This window comes from Nonomuraea sp. NPDC003707, from assembly GCF_053587055.1.
This window is the reverse complement of the sequence record NZ_JBSFNK010000030.1, coordinates 1-12,530: the sequence shown is the minus strand read 5'-3', so window position 1 is coordinate 12,530 and position 12,530 is coordinate 1. Positions and strand designations below refer to the sequence as shown.

At 69.3% G+C, this 12,530-nt stretch carries 12 protein-coding genes and 1 pseudogene; 5 read left to right on the top strand and 8 right to left on the bottom strand.

The annotated features are described in order from the left end of the window. Positions 1-47 precede the first annotated feature (47 nt). Both ACWDRB_RS48795 and ACWDRB_RS48790 read right to left on the bottom strand, forming a co-directional pair. Complete coding sequence (locus tag ACWDRB_RS48795) at positions 48-986, bottom strand: D-alanine--D-alanine ligase family protein (RefSeq protein WP_449906250.1); 939 nt, start codon at positions 984-986, stop codon at positions 48-50. Continuing rightward, positions 968-1,522 carry a hypothetical protein gene (locus ACWDRB_RS48790; RefSeq protein WP_449906247.1) on the bottom strand — a complete coding sequence of 185 codons (555 nt, stop codon included), beginning with the start codon at positions 1,520-1,522 and terminating at the stop codon, positions 968-970. The genes ACWDRB_RS48795 and ACWDRB_RS48790 overlap by 19 nt, the downstream gene beginning before the upstream one ends. On the opposite strand from ACWDRB_RS48790, the gene ACWDRB_RS48785 reads away from it, so the two are divergent. Together ACWDRB_RS48785 and ACWDRB_RS48780 are read left to right on the top strand one after the other, a co-directional pair. Beyond that, entirely contained in the window at positions 1,516-3,501 is a 1,986-nt protein-coding gene (locus tag ACWDRB_RS48785) for a TIM-barrel domain-containing protein (RefSeq protein WP_449906245.1), read from the top strand. The genes ACWDRB_RS48790 and ACWDRB_RS48785 overlap by 7 nt on opposite strands. 15 nt (positions 3,502-3,516) lie before the next feature. Further along, complete coding sequence (locus tag ACWDRB_RS48780; protein WP_449906243.1) at positions 3,517-4,557, top strand: amidohydrolase family protein; 1,041 nt, start codon at positions 3,517-3,519, stop codon at positions 4,555-4,557. 78 nt (positions 4,558-4,635) lie between these two features. Here the strand turns inward: ACWDRB_RS48780 and ACWDRB_RS48775 are convergent, their stop codons facing one another. Both ACWDRB_RS48775 and ACWDRB_RS48770 read right to left on the bottom strand, forming a co-directional pair. Continuing rightward, positions 4,636-5,514 (bottom strand): LLM class flavin-dependent oxidoreductase, encoded by an 879-nt coding sequence (locus ACWDRB_RS48775; protein ID WP_449906241.1) that lies wholly within the window; start codon positions 5,512-5,514, stop codon positions 4,636-4,638. Next, positions 5,514-6,458 carry a zinc-binding dehydrogenase gene (locus ACWDRB_RS48770; protein ID WP_449906238.1) on the bottom strand — a complete coding sequence of 315 codons (945 nt, stop codon included), beginning with the start codon at positions 6,456-6,458 and terminating at the stop codon, positions 5,514-5,516. Before ACWDRB_RS48770 ends, ACWDRB_RS48775 begins: the two co-directional genes overlap by 1 nt. A gap of 479 nt (positions 6,459-6,937) precedes the next feature. Between ACWDRB_RS48770 and ACWDRB_RS48765 the strand changes: the two genes are divergently transcribed. After that, positions 6,938-8,395, top strand: a complete 1,458-nt coding sequence (locus ACWDRB_RS48765) for an FAD-binding protein (RefSeq protein ID WP_449906235.1) — start codon at positions 6,938-6,940, stop codon at positions 8,393-8,395. Positions 8,396-8,575: 180 nt separating this feature from the next. On the opposite strand, the gene ACWDRB_RS48760 is transcribed toward ACWDRB_RS48765, so the two are convergent. The 3 genes and pseudogenes from ACWDRB_RS48760 to ACWDRB_RS48750 all read right to left on the bottom strand — a co-directional run bounded on the left by ACWDRB_RS48760 (position 8,576) and on the right by ACWDRB_RS48750 (position 10,378). Continuing rightward, positions 8,576-9,388 carry a methyltransferase domain-containing protein gene (locus ACWDRB_RS48760; RefSeq protein WP_449906634.1) on the bottom strand — a complete coding sequence of 271 codons (813 nt, stop codon included), beginning with the start codon at positions 9,386-9,388 and terminating at the stop codon, positions 8,576-8,578. Positions 9,389-9,895: 507 nt separating this feature from the next. Further along, positions 9,896-9,952 (bottom strand): annotated as a pseudogene (locus ACWDRB_RS48755) (hypothetical protein); the annotation flags it as partial. 42 nt (positions 9,953-9,994) lie between these two features. Then, positions 9,995-10,378, bottom strand: a complete 384-nt coding sequence (locus ACWDRB_RS48750) for a hypothetical protein (protein ID WP_449906232.1) — start codon at positions 10,376-10,378, stop codon at positions 9,995-9,997. A gap of 463 nt (positions 10,379-10,841) precedes the next feature. Here ACWDRB_RS48750 and ACWDRB_RS48745 point away from each other — a divergent pair, with 463 nt between their 5' ends. Beyond that, a complete protein-coding gene (locus ACWDRB_RS48745; protein ID WP_449906229.1) occupies positions 10,842-11,372 on the top strand; it encodes a DinB family protein in 531 nt (176 codons plus the stop codon). 7 nt (positions 11,373-11,379) lie between these two features. On the opposite strand, the gene ACWDRB_RS48740 is transcribed toward ACWDRB_RS48745, so the two are convergent. Then, entirely contained in the window at positions 11,380-11,808 is a 429-nt protein-coding gene (locus ACWDRB_RS48740) for a hypothetical protein (RefSeq protein WP_449906226.1), read from the bottom strand. Positions 11,809-12,266: 458 nt separating this feature from the next. Between ACWDRB_RS48740 and ACWDRB_RS48735 the strand changes: the two genes are divergently transcribed. Then, the coding region (locus tag ACWDRB_RS48735) for a hypothetical protein (RefSeq protein WP_449906223.1) at positions 12,267-12,530 on the top strand (264 nt) is incomplete at its 3' end.

Genomic DNA, 12,530 nt, shown 5'->3' with positions numbered 1-12,530 from the left:
CGCACAGGCCGGGCAGCTCACCGGGTCATTGTGCCGCACGTCCGGGCTCAGGCCCGGTAGCCGGTCGGGGCGCGCAACGCGGTGGACAGGACAAAGGAGACGAGCCCGTCGTAGTCGAGTCCACCGGCCCCGGCCATCGTGGCCAGGTTCCCCGTCCGCGACAAGCCGGGGAGCGTGTTGGTTTCCAGCCACCACACCTCTCCATCGGCGCCCACGACGAAGTCGCTGCGAGAGTAGCCCCAGCAGCCCAGCGACCGGTGGGCGACGCGCGCCCATTCGGCGATGAGCACCTCGGCCTTTTCCGGCAGCGCGGCAGGGCAGTGCATGGTGAACCTGCCGGGGTCGTTCTTGGTCTGGTAGTCGTAGAAGCCGTTGACGGGACGGGTTTCCAGTACGGGCGGGACCCACAAGCCCGGCTCGTGGTCCAGGACGGCCGCGGTCACCGACCTGCCGGGGCAGAATCGCTCGGCGAACAGCTGCTGTCCGCCGGAGCGCAGCGCGCGGATCGCGCTCAGGAGCTCCGGCTCGGTGGCGGACAGGTGAATGTCGATGGATCCGCCTTCGGAGACGGGCTTGAGCATGAGCGGCAGCCCCAGGGCGGAGGTCAGCTCGGCGGCGAGTTGCTCCGCCGACAGGCCGTCGTCCAACTGGCGGCCGGGCAGAATGCCCACGCCGTGCGCGCCGACCATCGCCTTGGCCGCGCACTTGTGCATGGCCAGCGCACTGGCCAGCACTCCCGAGCCGGTGTACGGCATGTTGAGATGCTCCAGCAGCCCCTGCAGCTTGCCGTCCTCGGCATACTGCCCGGCGATGGCCAGGAACGCGACGTCGACCGTGCCCAGCCGTCGCAGGAAGGCGGCGCCGGCGGTGTCGATCATCACGGCGTCGACGCCCTGCCGCATCAGTGAGGCGTGGACGGCTCTGCCGGACAGAAGAGACCGGGCGCGCTCGCGGGACCTTCCGCCGGTCAGGACGCCGACGCGCACGCCGAGGGCTCCGGCTTCTCGATGCAGAACACGGTCTCCGCGCCGAACTGGGTGTCGGTCCGCACGTCCGTACGGCGGACCGTTGCGGCGCCGAAGGCCAGCAGGACCTCTGCCTCGGGCAGGCGGTAGACCGGGATGGTCTCCGGGACCTCGATCTCCAGGAACTCCGGCGCCAGCGGCGTGAACAACACGACGACCAGCTTGCGGCGGAAGGAGGCGACCGCGTTGCCGAGGATCGCCGCCCAGTCACGGTTGTGCTCCAGGACGTGACGCAGGAAGATCGCCTCGACGTCGCTCTTGTACGTGGTCAGATCGACGATGGCGTCCGCGAAGGGCGTGCGCGAGCCGTCGATGCCGCGGTAGCGCTGCCCGGGCACGAGGCAGGTCCGCAGCCAGCCCCGGCCGCATCCCCAGTCCTCGATCTCCGCGCAGTCGGCCAGGAAACGCGCGCCGATTTCGTAGGTAGTGGTTTCGCCGAAGGGCGTCGGCTCGATGATCCCGGAATAAAGGCTGTCCCATTTTCCAACGAGTGACATCCGCGGCTCCGTCTGGCTCGTTTGCTACCACCGTTGAACTACCGATCCACCGCGAAGTCAACATCTTTTCCGGTAGGTCGTTCTGTGGTTTACTTTGCTGGCCCGGCAGCAAGCACCCGATTCAAGGTGGGTATATGCGCGATCCGGTTGAGTTCTTGCGGTCCCATTGGCGCGTCACCGTCGACCCGGAACTGCCGGGCATGGAGATCGGACTCGACGGCTTCCGCCAGTTCCTGCGACTGGACGTCAACGCCGACACTCTGGAATCCTTCGACCGCAACGTGTCGGCGTCCTGGCACGGTGTCACCGACCAGGGCACCCACGAGAGGCTGGACTGGACTGCGAAGAGCACGCTCTGGAGTAAGCGCTATCACCTCGACATCCATTCCGGACATCTGGATTTCCACGCCGAGATCTACGGCGAAGGACTGATCGATCGTATCCGGTACTTCGACGTCATATCCGATCGCGACCACCGCCCGTTCTCGACCCGGACGATGCATCTCATCGATTACGGCCGGACCCCGGTGCGGGCCTATACGACGGGCTCGCCCATATCGTTTCGACGGGTCTTTTCACCGGAGCCGAACTATTACGGCCGACGCGAATTCGAACCATTTGAGTACGCCCAGATCAGTGTCGCCGGAGACAGCGAATACTGCGGGGGCAATCTCATCGCCAATCCCGGGCTGCTGTGCTTCGCGGTCGCCGCCGACCCCAGCCGGGAATGGCTGGCGTTCGGCCTGGCGGTGCGCCCGGGTGAGCACTTGTTCTCCGACTTCGAATATCTCGGCGGCGCCGACTTCTCCTTCGCCCTCACCTGCTGGGGCGCCCTTCGGGTCACGGGCACGTACCTGACTCCGCACATGGTGATCGTCCGCGGCGACACCGCCGAGCTGGCCGTGGCCGCCTACGTGGACGTGTTGCGCGACTCGGGGCTGGTGCCCAGCCCGGTCCGGGAGCAGCCGGAGTGGTGGAGCAGGCCGATCGTGTCCGGCTGGGGGCACCAGTGCTACCAGGCCGATCTGTTCCGCGTGCGCAGCGGGGCGGAGCGGCAACCGGACAACGCCGCCTACATGCTCTGCGCTCAGGCCAACTATCGGGACATGCTCGACCGGCTGGACGCCCACGACCTTCCGTGGGGAACCCTGGTCGTGGACGCCCGCTGGTTTCTCTCCGGTGGCCTCAAGGACGTGGACGTCGGCCGCTGGCCTGATCTGCCCGGCTTCATCGAGGCTCTGCACCGGCGGGGCAAGCGCGTGCTCATCTGGTGGAGCCCATGGGACACGGAGGACATACCGGCGGGCGACTGCGTCACCTACCGGCCCGAGGTGAGCCTGGGACTGCCGAACAGGCCCGGGCGACGGGCGAAGACCCCCAAGGGCAACCTGCCGATGAACACCCTGCCCGCCGGAACGAAGCTGGCCGTGGACATCACGCTGCCGGCCGTGCGCGAGCGCATCAGGCAGCAGGTGCGGGCGTTGCTCGGCCCTGACGGGCTCGGCGCCGACGGGCTCAAAATCGACCACATGTGGGCAACGCCCGGAAGCTACGGCATGGCCTTCCCCGAGGGCTCGGGGCGGCTGTTCGGCCTGGAGGCGGCGCGTGCGTACCTGAGCCTGCTCTACGAGACGGCCAAGGACATCCGGCCGGACGCGATTCTGAGCGGACACTCGCCCAACCCCTACCTGGCCGACGTGCAGGACATGGTGCGCATCAGCCCCTGGTCACGCTTCCCGGAATCCGTCGTGAGCGAGGCACGGCACAGCGCCGCCATGGCCCGCCTGGCCGACCCTGGGTGGCTGATCGACACCAACGGCCACCCGATGCCCTCCCTGACCGCGTTCCGTGAGTACATGAGCCTCCAGCCCGAGCTCGGCGTGCCCAGCCTGTTGTACGCCACCCATTTGGACACCACGGGCGAGGCATTCACCGACGACGACTACGCCATGATCCGCAGAGCGTGGAGACACGGCTGACCGGGCGGGGAGTCCATGCGGGATCTGCGCTTGTCCGACTACCGGCCCGTTTCCAGCCTGCCGCCGCTTCCTCCGCCGCCGGCCAGGGCCGCGACGCCGGCGGTGGACGCGCACACGCATCTGGGGCGCTGGCTCACGGAGGGGCGCTGGGCCGCGCCGGACGTGCCCGCGCTGATCGGCTTGATGGACTCCGTGGGCCTCTCGGCGATGGTCAACCTGGACGGCCGCTGGGGCGCGGAGCTCGAGGCCAACCTCGACCGTTACGACCGCCGCCATCCCGGGCGCTTCGCCACGTACTGTCACGTCGACTGGACAGCCCTGACCGGGCCCGCGCCGGGCGAACAGCTCGCCGCGAGCCTGGCCCGCTCGGTGTCGGCCGGCGCCCGGGGACTGAAGGTATGGAAGGACCTGGGGTTGTCGGTGCGCGACGGCGACGGCGCGCTGGTCCTGCCCGACGACCGGCGGCTGGCTCCCCTCTGGGAGCAGGCGGCGGAGCTGAGCGTGCCGGTCGCCATCCACGTCGCCGACCCGGTGGCCTTCTTCGAGCCGGTCGACGAGCACAACGAGCGGCTGGAGGAACTCCTCGCGCACCCCGACTGGTCGTTCGCCGCCCCCTGTCATCCGCGCTTCCCCCGCCTGATGGCGGCGCTGGAAGCGCTGGTGGCCGCGCATCCGCGCACGATCTTCATCGGGCTGCACGCCGGATGCAACGCCGAGGACCTGGCCTGGGTGTCGCGGATGCTGGATTCCCATCCCAACTTCCACATCGACATCGCCGCACGGATCAGCGAGCTCGGCCGCCAGCCGCGGCGCACCCGGGCGCTCGTGCTCCGCCATCCCGGCCGGATCCTGTTCGGCACCGACCAGGTCATCCAGCGCCGGGCCACCTACGAGATCTACTTCCGCTTCCTGGAGACCGCTCACGAGTACTTCCCCTACTCGGTCCTGGAGCCCCCGCCGCAGGGGCGCTGGTGCATCTCCGCTCTCGACCTGCCGGCCGAGATCCTCGCGGGCGTCTACTCGGGCAACGCCCGGCGGCTGCTGGGGATCGGCTGAAGCGAGCCCAGGAGGACCTTGAGGTCGGCGTAGAAGGCGGGCGTGGGGCTCACCTGGTAGTCCGGCAGGTCCAGATCTTCAGGGGTTGAGGAGGCGGTTGGTCTCGGCCAGCAGCTCGCTCTGGCGGAGGCGGTCGGCGGGGAACGGCATCGCGATGACGCGGTGCACACCGACCTCGGCGAGTGCGGCCAGCCGTTCGGCGGCCGCGGCGGGTGGGCCGGTGACCAGGCCACGACGGGCCTCCTCCTCGGTCATCCCGTACTCCATCAGCGACCGGGCCTGAGCGTCGATCACCGACGCGGGCAGGTCGCCGAGACCGACGCTGAGGCCGATCGTGACGCGCGGCGCCGGGCGGCCGTATTCGGCGGCGAGGCCGGCCAGTTGGGGGGTCTGTTCGGCGATCTCAGCCGGCGTGGAGAACGCCGGATACCATTCGTCGGCGAAACGGGCGGCTCGGCGCATGGGGCCGGCGCCGATGAGGACGGGCGGCATCGTCGCGCCCGGAGAGAGAGTGATCACCTCGCCGTTCACGTTCGTGGGCTTGCCCTCGACCAGGCTCGGCAGGATCTCCAGCGCGGCGTCGGTGCGCTGCGCGCGTTCGGCGTAGGAGATACCGACGGCCCGCCAGGCTGCGTCGCCGTGCACGCTGCCGCCCGAGCCGACGCCGAGCAGCACCCGACCGCCGGACAGGTGCTGCAGGCTGGCGATCTGCTTGGCGGCCCAGGCGGCCGGGCGTAGCGCCAGGACCATCACCCCGAAGCCGATCTTGACGCGCTCGGTGACGGCGGCGGCCGTGGCCAGCACTATGGTGCTGTCGAGGAACGGCCGCACCGGGATCAGATGGTCGCCGACCCAGATCGACTCCAGGCCGAGCTCCTCGGCGTGCCGGGCATGCTCGCGCACCCCGGCGGTCTCATCCACGCCGAACGACGGTAGGTTCACGCCGACCTTGAGCATCAGCGCACCTCGAGCAGGGTCTTGCCGACACTGGCGCGCGACTCGATGGCGGCGTGCGCGGCGGCGGCCCGGTCGAGGGGGAAGCGTTGCCCGATCAGCGGCCGCAGCCGCCCGCCCACGGCCTCGGCGAGGGCGCTCTCGGTGTACTCGCGCATCATCTCCGGGGTGGGCCTCGCCTGAACGAGCGTGACGCCGCGCGCAACAGCGGCCTCCGCCTCGATGCCGGCCCACTCTCCGCTCGCCAGCCCGAAACTGACCATCCGCCCGCCCTGGCCGAGCAGTTCGAAGGCGGCCCGAGCGATGTCGCCCCCGACCCCGTCGAAAACGACGTCGACGGGGCCGACCTCGTCGGTCCAGCCCGGAGCCGTGTAGTCCACCACCTCGTCGGCGCCCAGGTCGCGGGCCACACCGGTCTTGCGCGAGCCCCCGGCCGCGCCGACGACGGTGGCGCCCGCCGACTTGGCGAGCTGCACGAGGAGCGAGCCCACGCCGCCGGCCGCCGCCTCGACCAGAACCCGTTCCCCGGGCTGTGGCGCGGTCGCCCGGATCATCATGGTCGCCGTACGCCCGTCGGCCAAGACCGCGACCGCGTCGTCCAATTCCAGGCCGTCGGGGACGGTGAAGAGCCCGGAGGCATCCACCGCGGCCCGTTCGGCATAACCGCCGGAGCCCCCCGTGGAGGTCACCACCCTACGGCTGACCAGGCCGGAGTCGACGCCCTCGCCGACCGCCGTGACGATGCCCCCGACGCCGTTGCCCGGGATCATCGGCAGCTCCGGCTTGAACGGCGACGGGCCACCCGACCGGAACTGGGTCTCCACAAAGGTGATGTTGGCGTAGGCGACGTCGATCAACACCTGCCCCGGCCCCGGGACCGGATCGGGGGCGTCTCCAGGTACGAGCACCTCGGGCCCGCCGAACTCCTTCAACCACACCGCACGCACAACACTCTCCCCTGTTCAGCTGATGTCGGTCTCAGCATGTAACCTCAACCGAACTCGAGGTCAAATCGCGATCACCAGTACAGCTCGACCATGTCGGCCCGGTTCTCGGGTCGGCGTCACTGGGGGACAAGGTAGAAGATCGCCGCAGGTCGATTTGTCATCTTGGGTTGACGACCTCTTCTCGCTGGTCAGAGCGAGATGATCTTTTCTTTCGCGTGTGGCACGTTGGCTGATCTTCACAGCATGTTGCAGCGACAATGCGACCACGCGGGGCGAGGGCGATGTAGGCCGGCCAGGCACGCGAAACTCATCGGTCCATCCTGCCCCGAGGATGCTCGCCTGCCCCACGGCTCGCCCGTCGAGGCCCGCAGCGCCGTAGTAACCCTTTTGTGGCTGTCATCCGGTTTCGTTCGGGTAGCGTCGCCGGATGCCGTCGGCGATGATCGACGCGACGTGACCGCGCTGCGAAAGGATCGGGTATGACGTGGTATCCGTGGAGACGGGCATTGCTCACGGCGGGGGCGGCCGTGGTCGGCTTCGACCCGTCAACGCGCACATGGGTCACCGACGCCGCCCAGTCTCAGGGGATGGTCGACCTGCCGCCGCTGAAGGGCAAGGTGGTGACCGATCCCGCCTCGCGCGGCCAGGCGGCCGACGACTTCGGGCACCTGGTCCATCGGACCCCCGGGGCCGTGCTGGAGCCCGGCGCCGTGTCGGACATCATGCTGATGATGAAGTACTGCCGGACGCACAGCCTGCAGGTGGCCGCGCGCGGCCAGGGACACGCCACCTTAGGTCAGGGCCAGGTCGCGGGCGGTCTGATCATCGACATGACCCCGCTCAACGCGGTTGAGGTGCGGGAGGACACGGCCGTCGTGGAGGCGGGCGCGCTCTGGAGCAGCTTGGCGCAGGCGACCCTGGCCCACGGCCTGACCCCTCCGGTTTTCACCGACTACCTGGAGCTCTCGGTCGGCGGCACGCTCTCGGTGGGCGGTGTCGGCGGCCAGACCCACCACCACGGATCCCAGGCGGACAGCGTCGTGGAGCTGGAGGTCGTCACGGGGGATGCCAGCCTGAGGAGGTGTTCCGCGCAGTCGCGCCCCGACCTCTTCCACGCGGCGCTGGCCGGAAGAGGACAGTGCGGCATCATCACCAAGGCCACCGTGCGCCTGCTGCCCGCCCCCGCGACGGTCCGCCACTACCTGCTCTCCTACCCGAGCGTCGCCGCGCTGACCGCCGACCAGCGGCGCGTGGTCAACGACGGCCGCTTCGCCTACGTAGAGGGAGAGCTCGGGCTGCCGACCGGCTCCGCCGGCTGGAGTTACCAGCTTGAAGCGGTCGCCTTCTTCAACGGCACGACCCCGCCCGACGACGCCAGGCTGCTCGACGGTCTGGGCGACCAGCCCGGCGACCGGCAGATCCAGGACATGTCCTACTTCGACTTCCTCAACCGGCTCGCCGCGGGCGTCGCCTATCTGAAGTCCACAGGCGAGTGGTACCGCCCGCACCCCTGGTGGAACATGTTCCTGCCCGCGAGCCGCACCGACGCCTTCGTGGAGGCCGCCATCAAGGACCTGACCGAGACCGAGGTCGGCGCCAGCGGCGTGGTCCTGCTCTATCCCTTCCCCCGCGCCCGCCTGCACCTGCCCTTGCTGCGCGTGCCCGACGAGGAGACGGTCTTCCTCTTCACACTGCTCAGAACCGCCTCGCCCGGAGCCGAGAGCCCGCAGGACATGGTGGAGGCCAACCGTTCCCTCTACCTGCGCGCCCGAGCCGTCGGGGGTTACCAGTACCCGGTCGGCTCCATTCCCACCACGCCTGAGGAGTGGCGCGCCCACTACGGCCCCGCATGGGCCGCCTTCGAGGAGGCCCGTGAACGCTACGACCCCGACGGAATCCTCACTCCGGGCCAGGGCGTCTTCCCTCCGGGACCGTGAAGTCCGCAGCCGGATCACCCGTGCCGAGTTTCGCCACCAGGCGAAGGGCGCGGTGTTGCAGGGGGACGGCCGGTCGGGCCGCGCTGGGCGTTTCAGCTCGGGGCCGGGTAGGACCGCCGCATCGCCGCGGCGGTCAGGCTCGGCATGCTGAAGCCATCGTGACGCCGGCCTGCGCCGTGTTCACCGGCCTGTGGCTGACCGCGGCCCGGACGTCGCGGGCCATCCTGGGCGGCGTCCCCATGCCGAGATCAGCGGCGCGAGGGTGAGGTCGAGCTCGCCGGCATCGATGGCGGCCAGGTGCGCGTCGATCTCGGCGTCGTGGGCCAGCCCAGCGGCGAGCAACTCGGCGCGGACCATGCGCACCGTCGCGGTCTCCAGCCGGTCGCAGGCTACCCCGCCGACCGGGAAGCAGCCGGCCGCCGCGACATCGGCCAGGCCGGCCGCACGCAACGCCCGCGGCAGCGTACGGCCGTAGCGCAGGTCGGCGCCGCGGCGGGTCATCAACTCCCGGACGGCGCGCCGCAGCCGGTTGGCGCGCTGCTGTGCCGGGCCAACCTCGTCGAGGCAGGCCAGCGGCTGCAGCTCAGTATCGGCGTCCTCGACCAATAGCCAGCCACCGGGGCGCAGCGCCGCCACCATTGTCGCCAACGCCCGGGCACGGTCAGGGACGTGGACGAGCACGAGCCGGGCGTGTACCAGGTCGAATGTGCCTGGCTGCGGCGGCGGGTCCCCGACGATGTCGTGCCGGAGCACCTCGTACCCGCCGTGCGGGTCCAGCCAGGCAGGATTGATGTCCGTGGCCAGCACGTAACCGGTTGGTCCGACGGCTGTGGCGAGTGCCTCGGGAATGCTGGGGCCTCCGGCACCGACTTCCCAGCAGCGCCAGCCCGCCTTCACTCCGAGCCGGTCGAAGTGTCCCCGTGTGACACCGTCGAACAGCTCGGCCAGCCAGGTGAACCGCTCGCCCGCCTCCATCCGGGCGTTGTCGAGCAAGTAGCGGTGGTCCGGGGCAGACCCAGGGGTGTGCGGTGACGGGGGGCCGGACCCCGCGCCAGCAGTATTCACCGCCCCGCCTGAGGTTGTGTCCGGCTCGGACCAAGGGTCGGCGAGGGGTTGCGATGAACTCATGCCTACATCCTCACGACCTTCCGCGTGCTGTGTCAGCGCGACATGGAATGAAACCAGACGACCGCCAGGACTGGTAAGGCTCGAGGATCGGACCAGACCCTGGCACCGCGCCACTACAAAACGAATGCGGTCGAAGTACGCCAGAACGCGCCGCGTGGCGTAGGCCCCAGCTCTCAGTGTTGATGTCGCCGGGCCTGCTGGGTCGTGTTCGGCGGTGGTGCGGGCGGAGGTCTCCTCGCCGAGGCGGACGTAGCGGCCGAGGCTGGCCAGGTGCTGACGGCGGGACTCGGCCTGCAGCTCAGGTGCGGTGCGTCCGGCTTCGTGGCCGGTGAGGGTGGCCTGGTGCTGTCCGATGGCGGCGTCCCAGATCCGCACCGTTGCGTCGTCGCTTCCGGTGATGATGCGGCTGCCGTCGGGGGTGACCGCCACCGCGCTCACCGCGCGCCCCAGGTAGGCGCGTCCTGCCGGGCATCACTTCTCTCGATGCCTTTTAGTCAGGATAGCCTCCATCGCGGCGGCGAGTAGGCTGCGTCGCTGGTCGTCCATGTCGTCGAAGCGGTAGCGGCCTTCGCCGAGCGCGATGGCGAAGTTGAAGAAGGCGAGTTGGTTCTTGTATCGGTCGGTAAAGTTGCGATCGTCTTTGTCGAGCATCTCGTCGAACCAGAGGCGGGCTGCGTTCCACCCGATGGTTGCCGTGTCGTCGTTGCGCAGGTTGTCGTCCACGCACACTTCGAGGAAGTCATCGTTGTCGAGCCATGCGCTCTGGGTGTCGGCGATGACGAGTTCGACGGCGGCGGCCTCGGGCGGGGTGGTGAGGCGTGCTCCGGCGCGGAGTCGTTCAGCGAGAGTGCTCATGCGGAGATTGTTTCACCGCGCTCGGCGAGTGCCGCGGTGAACGGGCTGGCCGCCTGGCCGGCGGGCAGTGCCGTTGCCGCCGGTTTGCGAGCAGGTGGCCTGGCAGGTCGGGCATAGACGGGTCTGGGTGTCGTGCTGGCCGGCGGTCATGTCATCGCCTCGCAGACCGGGGAGCGCCTGAGCCGTCGCCGTGGGCGGGCAGCTGCAGCAGGCCTCCATCGAAGGCCTTATGGAACAGGGCGCCCAGGCGTATCGCCGCGAAGTCGGGGGCGGTCGCGACGTTATCTGGGGTAGTCAAGCGAACCAGCTGGTCAGCCGCTTGAAGGTCTGTAAGCCACGTAAGGCGAGTAGGGCTGTCCGCGATGGCGCCGGTGGACTGTTGAGGGGTCAGTTCATCCACCCAGTACTACGGCATCGACCCGTGACCCCCGCCGGAGCCGGCGGAGCCTGTCAACATGTCCTGATGAACGTATCTCGATGCGATTTGCTGCGCTGGCAGTTCGACTTCACCTGGTCATTGTTCGATTACCACCTGGAACGCCTGCAACCCGCGGACTTTCTGTGGGAACCCGCCACTCTTTGCTGGACTGTGCGCCCTGACGCCACCGGAGCATGGGTGCCCGACTGGGCGGAGACCGAGCCCGATCCCGTCCCGGTTCCCACCATCGGCTGGTTGAGCTGGCATATCGGTTGGTGGTGGAGTGTGACCATCGATCACGCTCAGGGACGCAAACCTCGGGACAGGACCGAGATCACCTGGCCGGGTGATGGAACGAGCGCCGTCGCATGGTTGCGTGACCTCCGCACCGCTTGGCGGACCGAGCTGGATCGCCTCACCGACGCCGACCTGGACGCCCCGGCGCCCCCCTTCCCTTGGCCACCGGACTCTGAGCACACCGTCGCCCACGTGATCGCCTGGGTCAACTCCGAGCTGATGAAGAACGTCAGCGAAATAGGCCAGCTTCGCATGCTGCGAGCCGCGTTCTCGGAGTGAGTTCTTCTCAGCCCAAGATCGATGTGATCAGCCTGCCGCCGGCGGCCTGGGCCATTGTGGCGAACTCTTTGCGGGCGATCGAGCAGGAGTTAACGGCCTCGAAGGTGGTGGCGCGGTGCATGTCCTTGACCGATGTCATCACCGCTCGTGCGGCGGACATGGCGTCGCGGGCGCTGAACTCATCGCCGTGTCCGTGGCGCATGTAGCGGGTGACAAAGACCCGGCGCCGGGCCGGGTCAGTGGAGGGCATGAACCTTTCCAGGCGGTCACCCCGGCCGCGATCACGCGGACGAGGCGGACGGCCCGCCGCAGTCGGTGGCCGTTGGGGGATGCCGACGCCGGCGGCGATGTCGGCGTAGCTAAGCTCGCGTCCGTGGTTGCTGCGCAGCCAGATCATCACGTCCGCGACGTCGAGCTCGGCCTGTGTCCAGGCCATCCCGTCGCGCTGCCGCCGGTTCACAGCAGCCCGCCGGGACGCGCACTGTGCCGCGGCCTGGGGTGCGTGCCGGGCAGGGCGTGTGGCCGCGGCCGCGGGATCGGGCGCGCCGGCCATCAGGGTCGTGCCGGCCAGGAGGGTCGCGCCGGTGAGTATGGAGCTGATCAGGCCGTTTGGTTTCCCGTCGCCGTCACCTCGCACATTGGAGGACTTCGGCTGGCGTGCAGCGCGGCGAGGATGGCCTACTCCGCGCCGTGGCGCACAGCCAGGACGGGACCAGAGCCCGTGCTGTTCAGCACGCGGGCGGGTGACCCCCGAAGGAAGGCCAGGTGCAGACCGCCGCCTGCTGAGCTCCCGCCCGGTCCGCACCCGCCGTAACCTGCGCCTTTCACGGCGACTCGAAGCCGTATCAGAGCGACATCAGGTCCGTGTCAAGTCGCGGGGCCACACTTCCCGGCATGGATACAGCAATGCAGCCCCCGGCCGACACCCGAAGCGCCCAGCCGAAAGGCTTCGTCGCCAAGCTCCTCGCCGACCGTCACTCCGTCCCGTTCTCCATCGCACTACACCTGGTGCCCGGCGCGGTCATCGTCGCCGTGTACGCGTTCATCGCCGCCCCCCTGGTCAGGGCGATCCACTTCCCGATCTTCCTGGCCTGGGCCATCGCCCTCGCGGTTGTGCTCTTCCCGCTCCAGCTGTTCCTGCTGTGGCTGGGCAAGAAG